The 22,136-nt window shown below is 54.6% G+C and carries 20 protein-coding genes and 1 riboswitch; of the genes, 10 read left to right on the forward strand and 10 right to left on the reverse strand.

Translation table 11 applies throughout. The features are described 5' to 3' along the window. The 9 genes from ACOTXL_RS22685 to rpoC form a co-directional block, all read left to right on the forward strand. Positions 1-102, forward strand: a 102-nt coding sequence (locus ACOTXL_RS22685; protein WP_023167409.1) for a translation elongation factor Tu, incomplete at its 5' end; no start/stop codon positions are given. A 227-nt stretch (positions 103-329) separates the two neighbouring features. Beyond that, complete coding sequence (gene secE, locus ACOTXL_RS22690; RefSeq protein ID WP_003862342.1) at positions 330-713, forward strand: preprotein translocase subunit SecE; 384 nt, start codon at positions 330-332, stop codon at positions 711-713. A gap of 1 nt (position 714) precedes the next feature. Next, positions 715-1,260: a transcription termination/antitermination protein NusG gene (gene nusG, locus ACOTXL_RS22695; protein WP_003862341.1), complete on the forward strand. Its 546-nt coding sequence runs from the start codon at positions 715-717 to the stop codon at positions 1,258-1,260. A 156-nt stretch (positions 1,261-1,416) separates the two neighbouring features. Next, entirely contained in the window at positions 1,417-1,845 is a 429-nt protein-coding gene (gene rplK, locus ACOTXL_RS22700; RefSeq protein ID WP_003862340.1) for a 50S ribosomal protein L11, read from the forward strand. Between the two features lie 3 nt (positions 1,846-1,848). Continuing rightward, entirely contained in the window at positions 1,849-2,553 is a 705-nt protein-coding gene (gene rplA / locus ACOTXL_RS22705) for a 50S ribosomal protein L1 (RefSeq protein ID WP_006810530.1), read from the forward strand. A 289-nt stretch (positions 2,554-2,842) separates the two neighbouring features. After that, positions 2,843-3,340, forward strand: a complete 498-nt coding sequence (gene rplJ / locus ACOTXL_RS22710; protein ID WP_003862338.1) for a 50S ribosomal protein L10 — start codon at positions 2,843-2,845, stop codon at positions 3,338-3,340. Positions 3,341-3,406: 66 nt separating this feature from the next. Beyond that, positions 3,407-3,772, forward strand: coding sequence for a 50S ribosomal protein L7/L12 (rplL, locus tag ACOTXL_RS22715; RefSeq protein ID WP_002445276.1), 366 nt, complete (start codon positions 3,407-3,409; stop codon positions 3,770-3,772). 319 nt (positions 3,773-4,091) lie between these two features. Continuing rightward, complete coding sequence (gene rpoB / locus ACOTXL_RS22720; RefSeq protein ID WP_008503453.1) at positions 4,092-8,120, forward strand: DNA-directed RNA polymerase subunit beta; 4,029 nt, start codon at positions 4,092-4,094, stop codon at positions 8,118-8,120. A 76-nt stretch (positions 8,121-8,196) separates the two neighbouring features. Beyond that, entirely contained in the window at positions 8,197-12,420 is a 4,224-nt protein-coding gene (gene rpoC, locus ACOTXL_RS22725) for a DNA-directed RNA polymerase subunit beta' (protein WP_022650200.1), read from the forward strand. Between the two features lie 56 nt (positions 12,421-12,476). Here rpoC and ACOTXL_RS22730 read toward each other — a convergent pair whose 3' ends face one another. The 10 genes from ACOTXL_RS22730 to ACOTXL_RS22775 form a co-directional block, all read right to left on the reverse strand. After that, on the reverse strand, positions 12,477-12,794 hold the full coding sequence (locus ACOTXL_RS22730) for a PTS lactose/cellobiose transporter subunit IIA (protein WP_003862327.1): 318 nt from the start codon (positions 12,792-12,794) through the stop codon (positions 12,477-12,479). Beyond that, on the reverse strand, positions 12,794-13,102 hold the full coding sequence (locus tag ACOTXL_RS22735) for a PTS sugar transporter subunit IIB (protein ID WP_010425948.1): 309 nt from the start codon (positions 13,100-13,102) through the stop codon (positions 12,794-12,796). The genes ACOTXL_RS22730 and ACOTXL_RS22735 overlap by 1 nt, the downstream gene beginning before the upstream one ends. A gap of 180 nt (positions 13,103-13,282) precedes the next feature. Continuing rightward, on the reverse strand, positions 13,283-14,824 hold the full coding sequence (locus tag ACOTXL_RS22740) for a sensor domain-containing diguanylate cyclase (protein ID WP_045351144.1): 1,542 nt from the start codon (positions 14,822-14,824) through the stop codon (positions 13,283-13,285). A 333-nt stretch (positions 14,825-15,157) separates the two neighbouring features. Next, entirely contained in the window at positions 15,158-16,291 is a 1,134-nt protein-coding gene (gene thiH / locus ACOTXL_RS22745; RefSeq protein WP_045351145.1) for a 2-iminoacetate synthase ThiH, read from the reverse strand. Next, a complete protein-coding gene (thiG, locus tag ACOTXL_RS22750) occupies positions 16,291-17,058 on the reverse strand; it encodes a thiazole synthase (RefSeq protein WP_022650203.1) in 768 nt (255 codons plus the stop codon). Before thiG ends, thiH begins: the two co-directional genes overlap by 1 nt. 1 nt (position 17,059) lies before the next feature. Continuing rightward, complete coding sequence (gene thiS, locus ACOTXL_RS22755; protein ID WP_003862324.1) at positions 17,060-17,260, reverse strand: sulfur carrier protein ThiS; 201 nt, start codon at positions 17,258-17,260, stop codon at positions 17,060-17,062. Continuing rightward, positions 17,244-17,999 (reverse strand): thiazole biosynthesis adenylyltransferase ThiF, encoded by a 756-nt coding sequence (gene thiF, locus ACOTXL_RS22760; protein WP_022650204.1) that lies wholly within the window; start codon positions 17,997-17,999, stop codon positions 17,244-17,246. The genes thiS and thiF overlap by 17 nt, the downstream gene beginning before the upstream one ends. Continuing rightward, positions 17,986-18,627 (reverse strand): thiamine phosphate synthase, encoded by a 642-nt coding sequence (gene thiE, locus ACOTXL_RS22765; RefSeq protein ID WP_003862319.1) that lies wholly within the window; start codon positions 18,625-18,627, stop codon positions 17,986-17,988. Before thiE ends, thiF begins: the two co-directional genes overlap by 14 nt. Further along, positions 18,627-20,522, reverse strand: a complete 1,896-nt coding sequence (gene thiC / locus ACOTXL_RS22770) for a phosphomethylpyrimidine synthase ThiC (RefSeq protein WP_045351146.1) — start codon at positions 20,520-20,522, stop codon at positions 18,627-18,629. The genes thiE and thiC overlap by 1 nt, the downstream gene beginning before the upstream one ends. A 79-nt stretch (positions 20,523-20,601) precedes the next feature. Continuing rightward, positions 20,602-20,711: riboswitch (TPP riboswitch) on the reverse strand. A 54-nt stretch (positions 20,712-20,765) separates the two neighbouring features. Next, positions 20,766-21,263, reverse strand: a complete 498-nt coding sequence (locus ACOTXL_RS22775) for an Rsd/AlgQ family anti-sigma factor (protein WP_022650207.1) — start codon at positions 21,261-21,263, stop codon at positions 20,766-20,768. A gap of 95 nt (positions 21,264-21,358) precedes the next feature. Here ACOTXL_RS22775 and nudC point away from each other — a divergent pair, with 95 nt between their 5' ends. Further along, positions 21,359-22,132: an NAD(+) diphosphatase gene (nudC, locus tag ACOTXL_RS22780; protein WP_022650208.1), complete on the forward strand. Its 774-nt coding sequence runs from the start codon at positions 21,359-21,361 to the stop codon at positions 22,130-22,132. The last annotated feature ends 4 nt before the right edge of the window (positions 22,133-22,136 follow it).

Here is a 22,136-nt window from a genome sequence, read left to right on the forward strand (position 1 = left end):
ACTCTGATCCACCCAATCGCGATGGACGACGGTCTGCGTTTCGCAATCCGTGAAGGCGGCCGTACCGTTGGCGCGGGCGTTGTTGCTAAAGTTCTCGGCTAATCGCTGATAACATTTGACGCAATGCGCAATAAAAGGGCATCATTTGATGCCCTTTTTGCACGCTTTCACATCAGAACCTGGCTCATCAGTGATTAATTTTGTCATAATCATTGCTGAGACAGGCTCTGCGGAGAGCGTATAATACGAAAAGCGAATAGCATTTCGATTGGTTTGCCTCGCACTCGCGGGGTGAAAATGTTTGTAGAATACTTCTGACAGGTTGGTTTATGAGTGCGAATACCGAAGCTCAAGGGAGCGGGCGCGGCCTGGAAGCGATGAAATGGGTAGTTGTAGCCGTGCTGCTGATTGTGGCGATTGTCGGCAACTATCTTTATCGTGACATGATGCTGCCGCTACGCGCGCTTGCAGTGGTAATTCTGATTGCTGCGGCGGGTGGTGTCGCGCTGTTGACGACGAAAGGCAAAGCGACCGTTGCGTTTGCCCGCGAAGCGCGTACCGAAGTCCGCAAGGTCATTTGGCCGACTCGCCAGGAAACATTGCACACCACGCTGATTGTAGCGGCGGTAACCGCTGTAATGTCACTGATCCTGTGGGGACTGGATGGTATTCTGGTTCGCCTGGTATCCTTTATCACTGGCCTGAGGTTCTGAGATGTCTGAAGCCCCTAAAAAGCGCTGGTACGTCGTTCAGGCGTTTTCCGGTTTTGAAGGCCGCGTAGCTACGTCGCTGCGTGAGCATATCAAATTACACAATATGGAAGAGTTATTTGGCGAAGTTATGGTTCCGACCGAAGAAGTGGTTGAGATCCGTGGCGGTCAACGTCGCAAAAGCGAACGTAAATTCTTCCCGGGTTACGTGCTGGTTCAGATGGTGATGAACGACGCGAGCTGGCACCTGGTGCGCAGCGTACCACGCGTGATGGGCTTTATCGGCGGCACATCTGACCGTCCGGCGCCAATCAGCGACAAAGAAGTTGATGCGATTATGAACCGCCTCCAGCAGGTGGGTGATAAACCGCGTCCGAAAACGCTGTTTGAACCGGGTGAGATGGTTCGTGTTAACGACGGTCCGTTTGCTGACTTTAATGGCGTCGTCGAAGAAGTGGACTACGAGAAGTCCCGCCTGAAAGTTTCCGTTTCTATCTTTGGTCGTGCGACCCCGGTAGAGCTGGACTTTGCTCAGGTAGAAAAAGCCTAAGCAGCGATCAAAAAAGCGACGATTTAATCGTTGCACAGGGCGCGAGATTGGAATACAATTTCGCGCCTTTTGTTTTTATGGGTCCCGACCCGTAAAACGAATTTTATTCACGGGGAGCCTCTCCGAGGCGTTATTACCCAATCAGAGGATTTTAGAATGGCTAAGAAAGTACAAGCCTACGTCAAGCTGCAGGTTGCAGCAGGTATGGCGAACCCAAGTCCACCAGTTGGTCCAGCTCTGGGTCAGCAGGGTGTGAACATCATGGAATTCTGTAAAGCGTTCAACGCCAAAACTGAATCCATGGAGAAAGGTCTGCCAATCCCAGTTGTAATCACTGTTTACGCTGACCGTTCTTTCACTTTCGTTACCAAAACCCCTCCAGCAGCAGTTCTGCTGAAGAAAGCAGCGGGCATCAAGTCTGGTTCCGGTAAGCCGAACAAAGACAAAGTGGGTAAAATTTCCCGCGCTCAGTTGCAGGAAATCGCGCAGACCAAAGCTGCCGACATGACTGGTTCCGACATTGAAGCGATGACTCGCTCCATCGAAGGTACTGCACGTTCCATGGGCCTGGTAGTGGAGGACTAAGAAATGGCTAAACTGACCAAGCGCATGTCCGTGATCCGTGACAAAGTTGATGCGACCAAACAGTACGACATCAACGAAGCTATCGCTCTGCTGAAAGAACTGGCTACCGCTAAGTTCGTTGAAAGCGTTGACGTTGCCGTTAACCTGGGCATCGACGCTCGTAAATCTGATCAGAACGTTCGTGGCGCAACTGTACTGCCACACGGTACTGGCCGTTCCGTACGCGTAGCTGTATTTGCTCAGGGCGCAAACGCTGAAGCTGCTAAAGCTGCCGGCGCTGAACTGGTAGGTATGGAAGATCTGGCTGATCAGATCAAGAAAGGCGAAATGAACTTTGACGTTGTTATTGCTTCTCCAGATGCAATGCGCGTTGTTGGCCAGCTGGGCCAGGTTCTGGGTCCACGCGGCCTGATGCCAAACCCGAAAGTGGGTACTGTAACTCCTAACGTTGCTGAAGCAGTTAAGAACGCTAAAGCAGGTCAGGTTCGTTACCGTAACGACAAAAACGGCATCATCCACACCACCATCGGTAAAGTGGACTTTGACGCTGACAAACTGAAAGAAAACCTGGAAGCTCTGCTGGTTGCGCTGAAAAAAGCAAAACCAACTCAGGCGAAAGGCGTGTACATCAAGAAAGTTAGCATCTCCACCACCATGGGTGCAGGTGTTGCAGTTGACCAGGCTGGCCTGAGCGCTGCTGCAAACTAATGCCTTTACGTGGGCGGTGATTTTGTCTACAATCTTACCCCCACGTTTGCTAACAAAAGTTAGCGGCTAAAAGAATTGTTCGTTGGAGCCTGGCCTATCCAGGCCTCCGTCGAAGACCGCAGGTGTTTCGCAAGAAACTTAATCCCCTGCGTAGACGGTGACAGAACGCTAAGATTATTTTAAATACTCTGGCTTGTTTCTGCTCACCGTATTAAGACGCTCTTCCCGTTGGGTCGAGTGAAGTGAGTTCCGGAACATGAGTTCCGGCAAACATCCAGGAGCAAAGCTAATGGCTTTAAATCTTCAAGACAAACAAGCGATTGTTGCTGAAGTCAGCGAAGTAGCCAAAGGCGCGCTGTCTGCAGTAGTTGCGGATTCCCGTGGCGTTACTGTAGACAAAATGACTGAACTGCGTAAAGCAGGTCGTGAAGCTGGCGTATACATGCGTGTTGTTCGTAACACCCTGCTGCGTCGCGTAGTTGAAGGTACTCAGTTCGAGTGCCTGAAAGACACGTTTGTTGGTCCGACCCTGATTGCATACTCTATGGAACACCCGGGCGCTGCTGCTCGTCTGTTCAAAGAGTTCGCGAAAGCGAATGCAAAATTTGAGGTCAAAGCTGCAGCCTTTGAAGGTGAGTTGATCCCGGCATCGCAAATCGATCGCCTGGCAACCCTGCCGACCTACGAAGAAGCAATTGCACGCCTGATGGCAACCATGAAAGAAGCTGCGGCTGGCAAACTGGTTCGCACTCTGGCTGCTGTACGCGATGCGAAAGAAGCTGCTTAATCGCAGTTATCTTTATAAAGCATTTGCTTACGTATAAACTTATTCTGATTTTCAGGAACAATTTAAATGTCTATCACTAAAGATCAAATCATTGAAGCAGTAGCAGCTATGTCCGTAATGGACGTTGTAGAGCTGGTTTCTGCAATGGAAGAAAAATTCGGTGTTTCTGCTGCTGCTGCTGTAGCTGTAGCTGCGGGCCCGGCTGAAGCTGCTGAAGAAAAAACTGAATTCGACGTAATTCTGAAAGCTGCTGGCGCGAACAAAGTTGCTGTAATCAAAGCAGTACGTGGCGCAACTGGCCTGGGTCTGAAAGAAGCTAAAGACCTGGTAGAATCTGCTCCAGCCGCGCTGAAAGAAGGCGTGAGCAAAGACGACGCAGAAGCACTGAAAAAATCTCTGGAAGAAGCTGGCGCTGAAGTTGAAGTTAAATAAGCCAACTTTTCTGGTTGCAGCCTAAGCAATTAGGCTGATGGCTGGTGACTTTTTAGTCACCAGCCTTTTTGCGCTGTAAGGCATCAGCAGCATTTCACACTGTTTGACTGCTGGTTGTCCTGACAATGCTTGTTTCTATCGACGACTTAATATACTGCGACAGGGTGCTCGCTCTGTGTAAATCGCAATGAAATGGTTTAAGCGTGATAGCAACAGGTATTGCGGAAAGTATTCAATTTTCCGGTCCACAAAATGGTGTTGCACAAACTGTCCCTTCGTCGGACAGATGGGTCGACTTGTCAGCGAGCTGAGGAACCCTATGGTTTACTCCTATACCGAGAAAAAACGTATTCGTAAGGATTTTGGTAAACGTCCACAAGTTCTGGACATTCCATATCTCCTTTCTATCCAGCTTGACTCGTTCCAGAAGTTTATCGAGCAAGATCCTGAAGGGCAGTACGGCCTGGAAGCAGCCTTCCGTTCCGTGTTCCCGATTCAGAGCTACAGCGGTAATTCCGAGCTGCAGTACGTCAGCTACCGCCTTGGCGAACCGGTGTTTGACGTTCAGGAATGTCAGATCCGTGGCGTGACCTATTCCGCACCGCTGCGCGTAAAACTGCGTCTGGTGATCTACGAGCGCGAAGCGCCGGAAGGCACCGTAAAAGACATTAAAGAACAAGAAGTCTACATGGGTGAAATTCCACTCATGACGGACAACGGTACTTTCGTTATCAACGGTACTGAGCGTGTTATCGTTTCCCAGCTGCACCGTAGCCCGGGCGTCTTCTTCGACAGCGATAAAGGTAAAACGCACTCTTCCGGTAAAGTACTGTATAACGCACGCATCATTCCTTACCGTGGTTCATGGCTGGACTTCGAATTCGATCCAAAAGACAACCTGTTTGTCCGTATCGACCGTCGTCGTAAGCTGCCTGCAACCATCATTCTGCGTGCACTGAACTATACCACTGAGCAGATCCTGGACCTGTTCTTTGAGAAAGTGATCTTTGAAATCCGCGACAACAAGTTGCAGATGGAGTTGGTGCCGGAACGTCTGCGTGGTGAGACCGCGTCGTTCGACATCGAAGCCGACGGCAAAGTGTATGTGGAAAAAGGTCGTCGTATCACCGCGCGCCACATCCGCCAGCTGGAAAAAGATGATATCAAACACATCGAAGTTCCGGTTGAATACATTGCAGGAAAAGTAGCCGCGAAAGATTACGTTGATGAATCAACTGGCGAGCTGATCTGCCCGGCGAACATGGAGCTGAGCCTGGATCTGCTGGCTAAGCTGAGCCAGGCTGGCCACAAACGTATCGAAACGCTGTTCACCAATGATCTGGACCACGGTCCGTACATCTCTGAGACTGTACGCGTCGACCCAACCAACGATCGTCTGAGCGCGCTGGTCGAAATCTACCGCATGATGCGTCCTGGTGAGCCACCAACTCGCGAAGCGGCTGAAAGCCTGTTCGAGAACCTGTTCTTCTCCGAAGACCGCTACGATCTGTCCGCGGTTGGTCGTATGAAGTTCAACCGTTCTCTGCTGCGCGACGAAATCGAAGGTTCCGGTATCCTGAGCAAAGACGACATCATTGAAGTGATGAAGAAGCTCATCGATATCCGTAACGGTAAAGGCGAAGTGGACGATATCGACCACCTCGGCAACCGTCGTATCCGTTCCGTAGGCGAAATGGCGGAAAACCAGTTCCGCGTTGGCCTGGTACGTGTAGAGCGTGCGGTGAAAGAGCGTCTGTCTCTGGGCGATCTGGATACCCTGATGCCTCAGGATATGATCAACGCCAAGCCGATTTCTGCGGCAGTGAAAGAGTTCTTCGGTTCCAGCCAGCTGTCTCAGTTCATGGACCAGAACAACCCGCTGTCTGAGATCACGCACAAACGTCGTATCTCCGCACTCGGCCCAGGCGGTCTGACCCGTGAACGCGCAGGCTTTGAAGTTCGAGACGTACACCCGACTCACTACGGTCGCGTATGTCCAATCGAAACGCCTGAAGGCCCAAACATCGGTCTGATCAACTCCCTGTCCGTGTACGCACAGACGAACGAATACGGTTTCCTCGAGACCCCGTATCGTAAAGTGACCGACGGTGTTGTTACTGACGAAATTCATTACCTGTCTGCTATCGAAGAAGGCAACTACGTTATCGCTCAGGCGAACTCCAACCTGGATGACGAAGGCCACTTTGTAGAAGATCTGGTTACCTGCCGTAGCAAAGGCGAATCCAGCTTGTTCAGCCGCGACCAGGTTGACTACATGGACGTATCCACTCAGCAGGTGGTATCCGTCGGTGCGTCCCTGATCCCGTTCCTGGAACACGATGACGCCAACCGTGCATTGATGGGTGCGAACATGCAACGTCAGGCCGTTCCAACTCTGCGTGCTGACAAGCCGCTGGTTGGTACCGGTATGGAACGTGCTGTTGCCGTTGACTCCGGTGTTACAGCAGTTGCTAAGCGTGGCGGTACCGTTCAGTACGTTGACGCATCCCGTATCGTTATCAAAGTTAACGAAGACGAGATGTATCCGGGCGAAGCGGGTATCGACATCTACAACCTGACCAAATACACCCGCTCTAACCAGAACACCTGTATCAACCAGATGCCATGTGTGTCTCTGGGTGAGCCAGTTGAGCGCGGCGACGTGCTGGCAGACGGTCCGTCCACCGACCTCGGTGAACTGGCGCTCGGTCAGAACATGCGCGTAGCGTTCATGCCGTGGAACGGTTACAACTTCGAAGACTCCATCCTCGTCTCAGAGCGTGTGGTTCAGGAAGATCGTTTCACCACCATCCACATTCAGGAACTGGCATGTGTGTCCCGTGACACCAAGCTGGGGCCAGAAGAGATCACTGCCGACATCCCTAACGTGGGTGAAGCTGCGCTCTCCAAACTGGATGAATCCGGTATTGTTTACATCGGTGCGGAAGTCACCGGCGGTGATATTCTGGTAGGTAAGGTGACGCCGAAAGGTGAAACCCAGCTGACGCCAGAAGAGAAACTGCTGCGTGCTATCTTCGGTGAGAAAGCGTCTGACGTTAAAGACTCTTCTCTGCGCGTACCAAACGGTGTTTCCGGTACGGTTATCGACGTTCAGGTCTTCACTCGTGATGGCGTTGAGAAAGATAAGCGTGCGCTGGAAATCGAAGAGATGCAGCTCAAACAGGCTAAGAAAGACCTGTCTGAAGAACTGCAAATCCTCGAAGCAGGTCTGTTCAGCCGTATCTATGCGGTGCTGGTTGCCGGTGGCGTTGAAGCTGAGAAGCTCGACAAACTGCCACGCGATCGCTGGCTGGAACTGGGCCTGACCGACGAAGAGAAACAGAATCAGCTGGAACAACTGGCTGAGCAGTATGACGAACTGAAACACGAGTTCGAGAAAAAACTCGAAGCGAAACGCCGTAAAATCACTCAGGGCGACGATCTGGCACCAGGCGTGCTGAAGATTGTTAAGGTGTATCTGGCTGTTAAACGTCAGATCCAGCCTGGTGATAAGATGGCAGGTCGTCACGGTAACAAGGGTGTTATCTCTAAGATCAACCCGATCGAAGATATGCCGCACGATGCTAACGGTACGCCGGTAGATATCGTACTGAACCCACTGGGCGTACCGTCTCGTATGAACATCGGTCAGATTCTGGAAACCCACCTGGGTATGGCTGCGAAAGGTATCGGCGATAAGATCAACGCCATGCTGAAACAGCAGCAGGAAGTCGCGAAACTGCGCGAGTTCATCCAGCGTGCCTATGATCTGGGTACCGACGTTCGTCAGAAAGTCGACCTGAACACCTTCAGCGATGAAGAAGTGCTGCGTCTGGCAGAGAACCTGCGCAAAGGTATGCCAATTGCAACGCCGGTATTCGACGGTGCAAAAGAAGCTGAAATTAAAGAGCTGCTGCAACTGGGTGGTCTGCCAACGTCTGGTCAGATTACGCTGTTTGACGGCCGTACCGGTGAACAGTTCGAGCGTCCGGTAACCGTAGGTTACATGTACATGCTGAAACTGAACCACCTGGTCGACGACAAGATGCACGCTCGTTCTACCGGTTCTTACAGCCTGGTTACTCAGCAGCCGCTGGGTGGTAAGGCTCAGTTCGGTGGTCAGCGCTTCGGGGAGATGGAAGTGTGGGCGCTGGAAGCATACGGCGCAGCATACACCTTGCAGGAAATGCTCACCGTTAAGTCTGATGACGTGAACGGTCGTACTAAGATGTATAAAAACATCGTAGACGGCAACCATCAGATGGAGCCGGGCATGCCAGAATCCTTCAACGTACTGTTGAAAGAGATTCGTTCGCTGGGTATCAACATCGAACTGGAAGACGAGTAATTCTCGCTCAAACAGGTCACTGCTGTCGGGTTAACGCCCGACAGCAGAGTGTGCTAACTCCGACGGGAGCAAATCCGTGAAAGACTTATTAAAGTTTCTGAAAGCGCAAACTAAAACCGAAGAGTTTGATGCGATCAAAATTGCTCTGGCTTCGCCAGACATGATCCGTTCATGGTCTTTCGGTGAAGTTAAAAAGCCGGAAACCATTAACTACCGTACGTTCAAACCTGAGCGTGACGGCCTTTTCTGTGCGCGTATTTTCGGGCCAGTAAAAGATTACGAGTGCCTGTGCGGTAAGTACAAGCGCCTGAAACACCGTGGTGTGATCTGTGAGAAGTGTGGCGTTGAAGTGACCCAGACCAAAGTACGCCGTGAGCGTATGGGCCACATCGAGCTGGCGTCTCCAACCGCTCACATCTGGTTCCTGAAATCTCTGCCGTCCCGTATCGGCCTGCTGCTGGATATGCCGCTGCGCGATATCGAACGTGTTCTGTACTTCGAATCTTATGTGGTTATCGAAGGCGGGATGACCAATCTGGAACGTAACCAGATCCTGACCGAAGAACAGTATCTGGACGCGCTGGAAGAGTTCGGTGACGAATTCGACGCGAAGATGGGTGCGGAAGCTATCCAGGCCCTGCTGAAGAGCATGGATCTGGAGCAAGAGTGTGAAACTCTGCGCGAAGAGCTGAACGAAACCAACTCCGAGACCAAGCGTAAAAAGCTGACCAAGCGTATCAAACTGCTGGAAGCGTTCGTTCAGTCTGGTAACAAACCAGAGTGGATGATTCTGACCGTTCTGCCGGTTCTGCCGCCAGATCTGCGTCCGCTGGTTCCGCTGGATGGTGGTCGTTTCGCAACGTCAGATCTGAACGATCTGTATCGTCGCGTGATCAACCGTAACAACCGTCTGAAACGTCTGCTGGATCTGGCTGCGCCGGACATCATCGTACGCAACGAAAAACGTATGCTGCAGGAAGCGGTAGATGCCCTGCTGGATAACGGTCGTCGCGGTCGTGCGATCACCGGTTCTAACAAACGTCCTCTGAAATCTTTGGCCGACATGATCAAAGGTAAGCAGGGTCGTTTCCGTCAGAACCTGCTCGGTAAGCGTGTTGACTACTCCGGTCGTTCTGTAATCACCGTAGGTCCATACCTGCGTCTGCATCAGTGCGGTCTGCCGAAGAAAATGGCACTGGAGCTGTTCAAACCGTTCATCTACGGCAAGCTGGAGCTGCGTGGCCTGGCCACCACCATCAAAGCCGCGAAGAAAATGGTTGAGCGTGAAGAAGCTGTCGTTTGGGATATCCTGGACGAAGTGATCCGCGAACACCCGGTACTGCTGAACCGTGCACCAACTCTGCACCGTCTGGGTATCCAGGCCTTTGAGCCGGTACTGATCGAAGGTAAAGCTATCCAGCTGCACCCGCTGGTTTGTGCGGCCTATAACGCCGACTTCGATGGTGACCAGATGGCTGTTCACGTACCGCTGACGCTGGAAGCCCAGCTCGAAGCGCGTGCGCTGATGATGTCTACCAACAACATCCTGTCTCCAGCGAACGGTGAACCTATCATCGTTCCTTCTCAGGACGTTGTACTGGGTCTGTACTACATGACCCGTGACTGTGTTAACGCCAAAGGCGAAGGCATGGTGCTGACTGGCCCTAAAGAAGCTGAGCGTATTTATCGCGCTGGCCTGGCCTCTCTGCATGCGCGCGTTAAAGTGCGTATCACCGAATACGAAAAAGATGAAAACGGCGAATTCGTTGCGCACACCAGCCTGAAAGACACGACCGTTGGCCGTGCCATTCTGTGGATGATCGTACCGAAAGGTCTGCCTTTCTCCATCGTCAACCAGGCGCTGGGCAAGAAAGCGATCTCCAAAATGCTGAACACCTGTTACCGCATTCTGGGTCTGAAGCCGACCGTTATCTTCGCTGACCAGACAATGTACACCGGCTTTGCTTATGCAGCGCGTTCAGGTGCATCTGTTGGTATCGATGACATGGTCATCCCAGAGAAGAAACACGAGATCATCTCTGAAGCGGAAGCTGAAGTTGCTGAAATCCAGGAGCAGTTCCAGTCTGGTCTGGTAACCGCAGGCGAACGCTATAACAAAGTTATCGATATCTGGGCAGCGGCGAACGATCGTGTATCCAAAGCGATGATGGACAACCTGCAAACCGAAACCGTGATTAACCGTGACGGCGTAGAAGAGCAGCAGGTCTCCTTCAACAGCATCTACATGATGGCCGACTCCGGTGCGCGTGGTTCTGCGGCACAGATTCGTCAGCTGGCAGGTATGCGTGGTCTGATGGCGAAGCCAGATGGCTCCATCATCGAAACGCCAATCACCGCGAACTTCCGTGAAGGTCTGAACGTACTCCAGTACTTCATCTCCACGCACGGTGCGCGTAAAGGTCTGGCGGATACCGCACTTAAAACGGCGAACTCCGGTTATCTGACGCGTCGTCTGGTTGACGTTGCGCAGGATCTTGTCGTCACCGAAGACGATTGTGGCACCCTCGAAGGTATCACCATGACCCCTGTTATCGAGGGTGGTGATGTTAAAGAGCCGCTGCGCGATCGCGTACTGGGTCGTGTGACCGCGGAAGACATTCTGAAGCCGGGCACCGCAGACATTCTGGTTCCACGCAACACCCTGCTGCACGAACAGTGGTGTGACCTGCTGGAAGCGAACTCTGTTGACTCCGTGAAAGTGCGTTCCGTTGTATCCTGTGACACCGACTTTGGTGTGTGTGCGCACTGCTACGGTCGTGACCTGGCGCGTGGCCACATCATCAACAAAGGTGAGGCTATCGGCGTTATCGCGGCACAGTCCATCGGTGAGCCGGGTACACAGCTGACGATGCGTACGTTCCACATCGGTGGTGCGGCATCTCGTGCGGCTGCTGAATCCAGCATCCAGGTGAAAAACAAAGGTAGCATCAAGCTCAGCAACGCGAAGTCGGTTGTGAACTCCAGCGGTAAACTGGTTATCACTTCCCGTAACACCGAGCTGAAGCTGATCGACGAATTTGGTCGTACCAAAGAGAGCTATAAAGTGCCTTACGGTGCGGTTATGGCGAAAGGTGATGGCGAGCAGGTTGCTGGCGGTGAAACCGTTGCAAACTGGGATCCACACACCATGCCGGTAATCACCGAAGTAAGTGGTTTCATCCGCTTTACTGACATGATCGACGGCCAGACCATTACTCGTCAGACCGACGAGCTGACCGGTCTGTCTTCTCTGGTGGTTCTGGATTCTGCTGAACGTACTACCGGTGGTAAAGATCTGCGTCCTGCACTGAAAATCGTTGATGCGCAGGGTAACGACGTTCTGATTCCTGGTACCGATATGCCTGCGCAGTACTTCCTGCCGGGTAAAGCGATTGTACAGCTGGAAGATGGCGTACAGATCAGCTCTGGTGATACCCTGGCGCGTATTCCTCAGGAATCCGGCGGTACCAAGGACATCACCGGTGGTCTGCCACGCGTTGCGGACCTGTTCGAAGCACGTCGTCCGAAAGAGCCTGCAATCCTGGCTGAAATCAGCGGTATCATCTCCTTCGGTAAAGAGACCAAAGGTAAGCGCCGTCTGGTTATTACGCCTGTAGATGGCAGCGAGCCGTACGAAGAGATGATTCCTAAGTGGCGTCAGCTCAACGTGTTCGAAGGTGAACGCGTAGAACGTGGTGACGTGGTTTCCGACGGTCCAGAAGCGCCGCACGACATCCTGCGTCTGCGTGGTGTGCATGCTGTTACCCGTTACATTGTTAACGAAGTACAGGACGTATACCGTCTGCAAGGCGTTAAGATTAACGATAAACACATTGAAGTTATCGTTCGTCAGATGCTGCGTAAAGCGACCATCGAAAACGCAGGCAGCTCCGACTTCCTGGAAGGCGAGCAGGTTGAATACTCACGCGTTAAGATCGCTAACCGCGATCTGGAAGCGAACGGCAAAATTGGCGCGACCTTCTCGCGCGATCTGCTGGGTATCACCAAAGCGTCTCTGGCAACCGAGTCCTTCATCTCTGCTGCATCGTTCCAGGAAACCACGCGTGTCCTGACCGAAGCGGCTGTTGCAGGTAAACGTGATGAACTGCGCGGTCTGAAAGAGAACGTTATCGTGGGTCGTCTGATCCCGGCCGGTACCGGTTATGCGTACCACCAGGATCGTATGCGTCGTCGCGCAGCGGGCGAACTGCCAGCTGCACCGCAGGTGACTGCCGAAGATGCATCCGCGAGCCTGGCAGAACTGCTGAACGCAGGTCTGGGCGGTTCCGACAACGAGTAATCGTTGATGCCGTAAATAAAAAACCCGCCTCGGCGGGTTTTTTTATATCTGCATTTTCAGTTTACCAGCGGGATGCGTCGATAAAGCTCAATCATGTCGCCCGCCAGATCCTGAATTACCATCGCGTTCATCAGGTGGTCCTGAGAATGAACGGTGATCAGGTTAACCGGCAGTTTTCCTGTCCCTTCGTCAAGACCGATAAGCTGCGTCTGGATCGTATGCGCATGTTTCACATATTCACGCGACTCTTCCATCGCTTTCTCGGCTTCGTCAAAGTCGCCTTTTCGTGCCATCTGCAACGCCGTCAGGGCCGCACTGCGCGCCGCGCCTGCGTTGACCAGCAGTTCCATGATCGTGGTTTCTAAGTCTTCCATTATGACTCCAGAAGTTTGAGCGCTTTTTCCAGTACGGCATCACCTTTCATCATGCCGTAATCCATCATGTCGATGACCGCGACCTTTTTTCCGAGCGGATCGGCCTGCGCCTGGAGTTTTGCCTGTTCGTATTTGACCTGTGGCCCCAGTAATACGATATCAGCCGTCGCGATGTTATCTTTGAACTCCGCGACCGGAACGGCTTTAATGGTTACTTCGACTCCTTTTTTCTGCGCGGCATCTTTCATACGTTGAACCAGCATGCTGGTTGACATTCCCGCTGCACAGCATAAAACGATGTTCTTCATAGTCAGCCTCGATCTACATGTGTTTATTGATAATTATCCCGTGCAGACTGCTTCAACAACCGCTTTACCGCGATTGTGTGTCAGGCATCACAAAGAAATCGGCATTTTTCTGAAACCGGTTACAATTTTACCGCGGAGAGCATTCTGCCCGTCAGATCGGGCAGAATTTGAGTAAGGGTATTATCGGATGGCCGTGCTTACGATGCGGTTTTTACCCTGTTGTTTAGCGGTATACAGCGCTTCATCTACGCTACCGATAAATTGTTCCAGCGGTTCGAAGTGCCACTCTCCCGTCCCGGCGCTGAAGGTCACTCGCAGGTTCTCTTCTCGCCAGGTCCGCTTTTCAACGGCGGTGCGCCAGGCTTCCAGTAGCGCGTGCGCGGAGTTCATCAGCTCGGCCGGGAAGATCACGCCGAACTCTTCTCCACCGTAGCGGTAAACGGAAACGTGGTGCGGCTGCATGATCTGAATACCTTCGCGTGCCACGTTGCGCAGCACAATATCCCCGCTCAGGTGGCCCCAGGTGTCGTTAATGGACTTGAAGTTATCGATGTCGATCAGCGCCAGAACGAAGGGTTGATGGGCGGTCAGCAACTCATCCACATCATTGTCGAACGCACGGCGGTTTTTGCAGCCTGTCAGCGCATCATGGGTGGCCTGACGGACATAGGCCAGCTCGCGTTCTTTATTGGTTCGAATGGTATGGCTGAGCATCGCTTCAAGGCGTGGCGCCTGGTTGACGTCTCCGGTTTTGATGGCATTGATAATGTTCATCAGCACAGAACGCGAGGCATGACGAAGGTAAAGCCCGAACAGAATGATGATGATTGCCGCCAGCGCAAATCCCCAGCCGACGACGGTGGTTTCATGCCGGGTGATGACGGTAAGCGTGGCATCGGAGACCCGATAAATCACAAACCAGTCCGGATTGGTGAAAGAGTAGTAGTAATACCAGGTTTTACTTTTGGGGTCGAAAAGATGGCCCTCGCCGCTGGTCATTTTGTCCATCAGCGCTTCGCTTACGTACTGCTTAAAGAGCGCCCCCGTGTCCGGATGCAGCACAACAGCGCCGTCACGCTCCACAACAAAAAACTCACCCTGAACCGGCGCCACCATCTGGCGCAGGGTATACCCCATGGACGTTAAATCAAGATGGAAAGCGAGCGTGCCCTTCAGGCGGCCTTCCGGTGAAATGACCGGCTTATAGAGAGTGACCGTAGGATGTTGGGTAAAATAGTCCAGATAGGGGCGGGTGTAGTGAGGAAAGTTGCTGGCTTCCGCTTGTCCGATAAACCATGGACGGGTCCGGGCGTCGAACGACTTACCCTTCTCCGTTGGCAGCACTTCCGGCGCGCGCAGATGGCGCCCTACTGTGTCCGCCAGAGAGATAGACGACACCGTCGGCATCAGGTTCTGCAAATGCATCAACATCTGCAAACCGTGTGTCGGGTCGATATTAATTGTCTGATTTACTCTGTCGTTACGGGCGAAGTACATCGCAGCACGACCAAGAATATAGTCATTTTCTCGCAGGATGGATTCGGTATAGTTTACCGCCAGATTATGGGTGAAGTTACCATTAATCTTATGATAATCCTCAAGAAAATCCTTTCTCTGTGAAAGGATAACCAGGATGGCGATCAGCGCAAAACTGAGCAGGATCCCCGCGAAGCTGACCATAATTGGCCGCGTAAAAGAGAGCTTTTTACTGTGGAGTGCCATGAGTTGTACATCAATCCAGATGGTAGACGCGTTGCGTCTGTCGATACCCTCAGCATAGTCGCTGTCCGGTTGCTGGTAGTAAATTATACAGAAGGCGATTACCGACGAGATGATTTATCTTAAGCGTAGATAAGAAACGACGTATTTATTGTATCGATTAAAATTTTGTTTAAGAGGCGGAGGGCAGGGCGAAACGAGGAAGAAGCATTTTCACCCTGGTCAGCGTCCGTTGCTGACGTGGTAAAGAATAAGAAAACCAGGCAGATCGCCTCAATCGCCCGGTTTTGATCTTACGAGCCGCCTCGTAACCTTTTCGCGTTTTTGCAGTCGGTTTCAGCGCAAATGCGAGGCTCTTCCCAGCCAGCTATCCCAGTCTTTCCACACGGGCTGTAGCCCCTGTGCAGTCAGGGCTTCCGCCACCGCTTCGGGCCGTCGTCCGTCGTGCGGTGCAAACTGTTCCAGTTCCGGGTGATCGTCCGCGTAACCGCCCGGCTGCGTTTTGGAAAAGGCGCTAACGTTATTGATCGCCAGCGGGATCGCGCGGTCGCGAAACGCGGGTGATTCACGCGTGGAGAGCGACAATTCCACTTCCGGCGCGAACAGGCGAAATGCACACAGGGTTTGCACCAGCTGGCGCTCATCCATCAGCGAAGCGGGTTCAACGCCTCCCGTACACGGACGCAGCCGCGGGAAAGAGATGGAATAGCGGCTTTGCCAGTAGCGCTGCTGTAGCCACAGCAGATGCTCCGCCACCATATAGCAGTCCACCCGCCAGCTGTCGGACAGACCGATAAGCGCGCCCAGCCCAATTTTATCGATACCGGCGCGCCCCAGCCTGTCCGGCGTTTCCAGCCGGAAGATGAAATCCTGCTTCTTCCCTTTCAGGTGATGCCGGGCATAGGTCGCCTCGTGGTAGGTTTCCTGATAGACCATGACGCCGTCCAGCCCGAGCGTTTTCAGCTCCGCATATTCCTCCTGCGACAAAGGCTGCACTTCCATTTGCAACGAGGCAAATTCGCGGCGGATGGCCGGAAGATGCTGGCGAAAATAGTCCATCCCCACTTTGCCCTGATGTTCACCCGTCACCAGCAGGAGATGTTCAAAACCCATCTCACGAATAGCCGCACACTCGCGGGCGATCTCATGCTCATCCAGCGTTTTACGCTTAATACGGTTGCTCATGGAGAAACCACAGTAGGTGCAGTCGTTGGCGCACAGGTTAGAAAGATAGAGCGGCACGTAAAAGCTCACCGTGTTGCCAAAACGCTGGCGGGTGAGGCGTTGCGCGCGCTGCGCCATCGGTTCAAGGTACGCGCCGGCTGCCGGAGAAAGCAGCGCCATCAAATCCTCGCGGGTCAAATGTTTGGCTGTTAATGCCCGCTCTACGTCCGCAGAGGTTTTACTGTTGATGCGTAAGGCAATATCGTCCCAGTTCAGCTGACGCCAGCGATCGGTAAAGGTAGCCATCAGAGCGCCTCCAGAAAATCGGTCAGCGGGCTGGTGGCCTGCGCCTGAACGCAGCGCGAGCCAGGGCCGGACTGGCGTGCCAGCAGACCGGACTCCACGGCAAGGCGGAACGCACGCGCCATCATCACCGGGTCGTCGGCCACCGCAATCGCGGTATTGACCAGCACCGCATCGGCCCCCATCTCCAGCGCCTGCGCGGCGTGACTGGGTACGCCGATGCCCGCATCCACCACCACGGGCACGGTCGCCTGCTCGATGATGATCTCCAGCATCGCGCGGGTCTCCAGTCCCTGGTTGGAGCCAATGGGTGCCCCTAACGGCATTACGGCCGCGCAGCCGACCTCTTCCAGACGCTTGCACAGCACGGGGTCGGCACCGCAGTAGGGCAGGACGGTAAATCCCTGCTGCACCAGCTTCTCTGCCGCTTTCAGGGTTTCGATCGGATCGGGCAACAGCCAGCGGGCGTCCGGATGAATTTCCAGCTTCAGCCAGCGGGTGCCGAGCGCTTCCCGCGCCAGTTGCGCAGCGAAAATTGCTTCCTCGGCCGTTTTCGCACCGGAGGTATTCGGTAAGAGCGTCACGCCTGCCTCCAGTAACGGCGCAAGTATGGCATCGTTGTGCTGACGCAAATCCACGCGCTTCATCGCCAGTGTCACCAGCTGGCTGCCGCTCTCACGAATGGCATCCACCATCAGCTGCGGGGAGGCGAATTTTCCGGTTCCGGTAAACAGATGTGAATCAAAGACTTTGTCGGCAATACGTAACATCTCAGCCCCCTGCGATAACCTGAAACAGCAGGATCTGGTCGCCTTCATTGACCTGCTGATGTTCCCACCGCTCGCGCGGCAGGATCTGTTGATTGAGCGCCAGCGCCGTTCCCGGCTTCAGCTGGCGCAGCGTGTCGAGCAGGGCGGCAACGGTAAGATCGTCGTCGCACGTCATCGGCTCATCGTTAAACAGAATGCGCATTGCGGCCTCCGCATACCGGGCAGTGGCTGGCGCGGTTTAACACCAGATGACGCCATCCGCTGGAGCGGGCGTCGAACAGCCGCAGCGTGTTGCGTTCTGTCTCTATGCCGCTGAGCAACTTGATGGCCTCCAGCGCCTGAAGAGTACCCATCACGCCCACCACCGGGCCCAGAATGCCTGCCGTGCGGCAGTTACGCTCCGGTTCAGCCTCGTCAGGCCACAGGCAGCGGTAGCAGCCCTGTGCCCACGGCGGCGTAAGCACCATTATTTGCCCGCCGAAACCGACCGCGCTGGCGGTGATCAGCGGCGTGTTCTGTGCAACACAGGCCGCGTTGATGGCCTGACGCGTCGCCATGTTGTCCGTGCAGTCCAGCACCGCGTCGGCAAGGGCAACTTCGCGTTGCAGCTCGTCTCCGCTAAGCCGCGTCTGGAGCGCAACCAGTTCGATATCGGGGTTAAGCTGGTTCAGCCGCTGGCGCGTAACCTGCGCCTTAGGCTGGTTAACATCTTCTGTCGTGAAGAGGATTTGCCGTTGCAGATTGCTGAGATGTACCTCGTCGTCATCGGCCAGCACCAGCGTGCCCACGCCCGCGCCGGCCAGATACAGCGCGGCGGGGGCGCCTAATCCACCCAGACCGACAATCAGTACCCGGCTGGCGAGCAGCTTTTGCTGCCCGTCAATGGCGATATCCTCCAGCAGGATCTGGCGGCTGTAGCGCATAAAATCACGATCTTTCATCGCCTGCTCCTGCCAGTTGTAAAAGCCGTGCGGTGGCGGCCTGCCAGTCTGCGGCCTGGGTGATAGCGCTGACGACGGCGATACTGCCGACGCCGGTCTCCAGCACCGCGGGCGCACGTTCAAGGCTGATCCCGCCGATGGCAACGGTGGGGTAATCGGCAAGGCGCTTAACGTGGGCCGCCAGCTGCGTCAAGCCCTGTGGAGCGGACGGCATCTGTTTGGTTTGCGTCGGGAAAACGTGACCGAGCGCGATGTAAGAGGGGCGGGCCGCCAGCGCCACGTCGATCTCCATATCATCATGGGTAGAAACGCCCAGCCGCAGACCGACGTCACGGATCGCGTTGAGATCGGTCGTTTCCAGATCTTCCTGTCCCAGATGCACGCCGTACGCCTGGTGTTTAACCGCCAGCCGCCAGTAGTCGTTGATAAACAGGCGGGCGTGGTAGCGACGTCCCAGCGCGATAGCGGCGATCACGTCGGCCTCCACCTCTTCATCGCGTTTATCCTTAATGCGTAGCTGGATCGTGCGAACGCCTGCCTCCAGCAGGCGAGCGATCCACGCCACGCTGTCCACCACCGGGTAAAGCCCTAAGCGGAAGGGGACAGGGGGGAAATCAGGCTGGTACATTATGCCTCCTCTTTTTTGAGGTAGATTTCGCCGCCTTTCGCGCGGAAGGTTTCCGACATGTCCGCCATGCCGACTTCAATGGTCTGCGCGGCGGCGTAATCGCGTACTTCCTGGCTGATTTTCATCGAGCAGAATTTTGGTCCGCACATGGAGCAGAAGTGCGCGACTTTGCCCGATTCCTGCGGCAGGGTTTCGTCGTGGTAGGCGCGGGCGGTGAACGGATCGAGGGCCAGGTTAAACTGGTCTTCCCAGCGGAATTCAAAGCGCGCTTTGGACATGGCGTTGTCGCGAATTTGCGCGCCCGGATGGCCTTTCGCCAGATCCGCCGCGTGGGCGGCAATCTTGTAGGTAATCAGTCCCTGCTTCACGTCCTCTTTGTTTGGCAGGCCGAGGTGCTCTTTCGGTGTCACGTAGCAGAGCATGGCGCAGCCGAACCAGCCGATCATCGCCGCCCCAATGCCTGACGTGAAGTGGTCATAGCCCGGCGCGATGTCAGTTGTCAGTGGCCCCAGCGTGTAGAACGGTGCTTCGTGGCAGTGCTCCAGCTCTTCGGTCATGTTGCGACGGATCATCTGCATCGGCACATGGCCCGGGCCTTCAATCATCACCTGCACGTCGTACTCCCAGGCGATTTTGGTCAGCTCGCCCAGCGTGTGCAGCTCGGCAAACTGCGCCTCGTCGTTAGCATCGCGGATGGAGCCAGGACGCAGGCCGTCGCCCAGCGACAGGGAGACGTCGTACGCGGCGCAAATTTCGCAGATTTCGCGGAAGTGTTCGTAGAGGAAGTTTTCCTGATGATGGGAAAGGCACCATTTCGCCATAATCGAACCGCCGCGTGAGACGATACCGGTCATACGTTTCGCCGTCATCGGCACGTAGCGCAGCAGCACGCCCGCGTGGATGGTGAAGTAGTCCACGCCCTGTTCCGCCTGCTCCAGCAGCGTGTCGCGGAACGCTTCCCAGGTGAGGTTTTCGGCGATGCCGTTGACCTTCTCCAGCGCCTGATAAATCGGGACGGTGCCAATCGGCACCGGGCTGTTACGCAGGATCCATTCGCGGGTTTCGTGAATATAGCGGCCGGTGGAAAGGTCCATCACCGTATCCGCGCCCCAGCGCGTCGACCAGACCAGCTTTTCCACCTCTTCTTCGATGGATGACGTCACCGCTGAGTTGCCGATGTTGGCGTTGACCTTCACCAGGAAGTTGCGGCCGATAATCATCGGCTCGGATTCCGGGTGGTTGATGTTGGCGGGGATAATGGCGCGCCCGGCGGCCACTTCATCACGCACAAATTCCGGCGTGATGTTCTCCGGCAGGCGAGCGCCAAACCCTTCACCTGGATGCTGGTGGCGCAGCACTTCGCTGCGGATGCGCTCGCGGCCCATGTTTTCGCGGATGGCGATGAACTCCATCTCCGGCGTGACGATACCCTGGCGCGCGTAGTGCAGCTGGGTTACGCATTTGCCCGCTTTAGCGCGTTTCGGCGTCAGCAGGCCGGTAAAGCGCAGCGCGTCCAGACCGTCGTCGGCCAGGCGTTCTTTGGTGTACGCAGAGCTGCGCACGCTCAGTTCTTCGCAGTCGTTACGCGCCTCTATCCACGGCTGGCGCAGCTTTGCCAGACCCTGCTGGACGTTGATAGCAACATCAGGATCGCCGTACGGGCCCGAGGTGTCATACACCGGCACGGCTTCGTTGTCTTCATACTGCGGATTCTCTTTGCTGCCGCCGATAAGCGTCGGGCTGAGCTGGATTTCGCGCATCGGGACGCGGATATCGGCCTGCGAGCCGGAAATGTAGATGCGTTTCGAGTTCGGGAAAGCGGTGCCTTCCAGGGTGTCGATGAAGCGTTGTGCGTGTTCGCGCTGTTCGCGGCGGGTCAGTTTTGCAGTAGACATAGCTCATTCCAAAAGTGAAGGACATGGCTTGTCAGACGACGGATGAAGCAAGAGAGGATCGCCCGGGGGGCGATACAACAGCAGTGTGACTCTTGTTCCCTTCGCAGGTATTAACCTGATCAGGTTCCGCGGATCCCGAATTAACGGTCTCAGCCCGTGCTTTCACACTGGGCACTCCGACAAGAAAAATCCCCCTCCGCAGAGGGGCGAATGGTTGTAAATTACTCGTTAACGATTAAGAACTCAAGCAGGGCGCGCAACGTTATCGCTGGTGCTGATATTCAGGTTGTTGTCCAGCACGAGGGCGATGAGCTTGTCTTCCAGCGTGAATCGCTCTTCCAGCGCTTCGCCAAGGTCGGAAAGCGCCTGCTGAAACTCAAGATAGTTATCGTGATCGATAGCGTTCTCCAGCGCGGAATCGTAGTAGTCCATGATCCGCTGGGTGTTGGCTTCCAGCAGCGGACAGAGTTTACTGGCCGCTAAATACGGCGTTGTCCCTTCCATTTCGCGGATAATGCGTTCATAAAGGTTGAAATGGCCGTCGGAGAGGTAGTCGACAAGGCTCTGACAAAAATCATCCAGCGCTTTTTCGTTCAGCCGCATAAAGGATTCTTTGCCAGGCTTAAGACCGACCAGATTGTAATACGCCACAAGGAGATGCTTGCGCACATGTAGCCAGCGATCCACCAGGGTGTTACTTCCTCCAACGCGCTCAGTCAGGCTTTCCAGCTGGTTTAACATGGTCGACTCCATAAGGTTTAGAATGGGATCTGCTTATCCAAAATGTAACCACAATGCTAACAACATGTCAGTGAAGCGAAGGTAGTGCAATAGATATGGATCGTATTATTGAAAAATCAGATCTGGGTTGGTGGATCGTCAGTCACGAGCAAAAGTTGTGGCTGCCCGGTGGGGAGATACCCTACGGTGCGGCAGAAATCTTCGATCTCGTCGGCCAACCTGCGCTGCGGATCGGCGAGTGGCAGGGCGATCCGGTATGGTTGATCCTACAGGCTCGTCGTCAGGATATGGGATCCGTTCGTCAGGTGTTGGATCGGGATGTCGGCCTGTTCCAGCTGGCGGGGCGCGGCGTGCAGCTGGCGGAGTTTTACCGCTCGCACAAATACTGCGGCTACTGCGGCCACACCATGCACCCGAGCAAAACCGAGTGGGCAATGCTTTGCGGCCACTGCCGTGAACGCTACTATCCGCAAATCGCACCGTGCATCATTGTCGCCATCCGCCGTGATGATTCCATCCTGCTGGCGCAGCATACCCGTCATCGCAACGGCATTCATACTGTCCTCGCCGGGTTCGTGGAAGTCGGCGAAACGCTGGAACAGGCGGTGGCGCGTGAGGTGATGGAGGAGAGCGGCATTAAGGTGAAAAACCTGCGCTATGTGACGTCGCAGCCGTGGCCGTTCCCGATGTCCCTGATGACCGCGTTTATGGCGGAATACGACAGCGGCGAGATTGTTATCGATAAGAAAGAGCTGCTGGAGGCGAACTGGTATCGCTACGACGATTTACCGCTGCTGCCCCCGCCGGGAACGGTGGCGCGTCGCCTGATAGAAGATACCGTGGCAATGTGTCGGGCCGAGTATGAGTAGTGTT

This window comes from Enterobacter cloacae complex sp. IR5402, assembly GCF_049238125.1.
Taxonomy (GTDB): Bacteria; Pseudomonadota; Gammaproteobacteria; order Enterobacterales; family Enterobacteriaceae; genus Enterobacter; species Enterobacter hormaechei_C.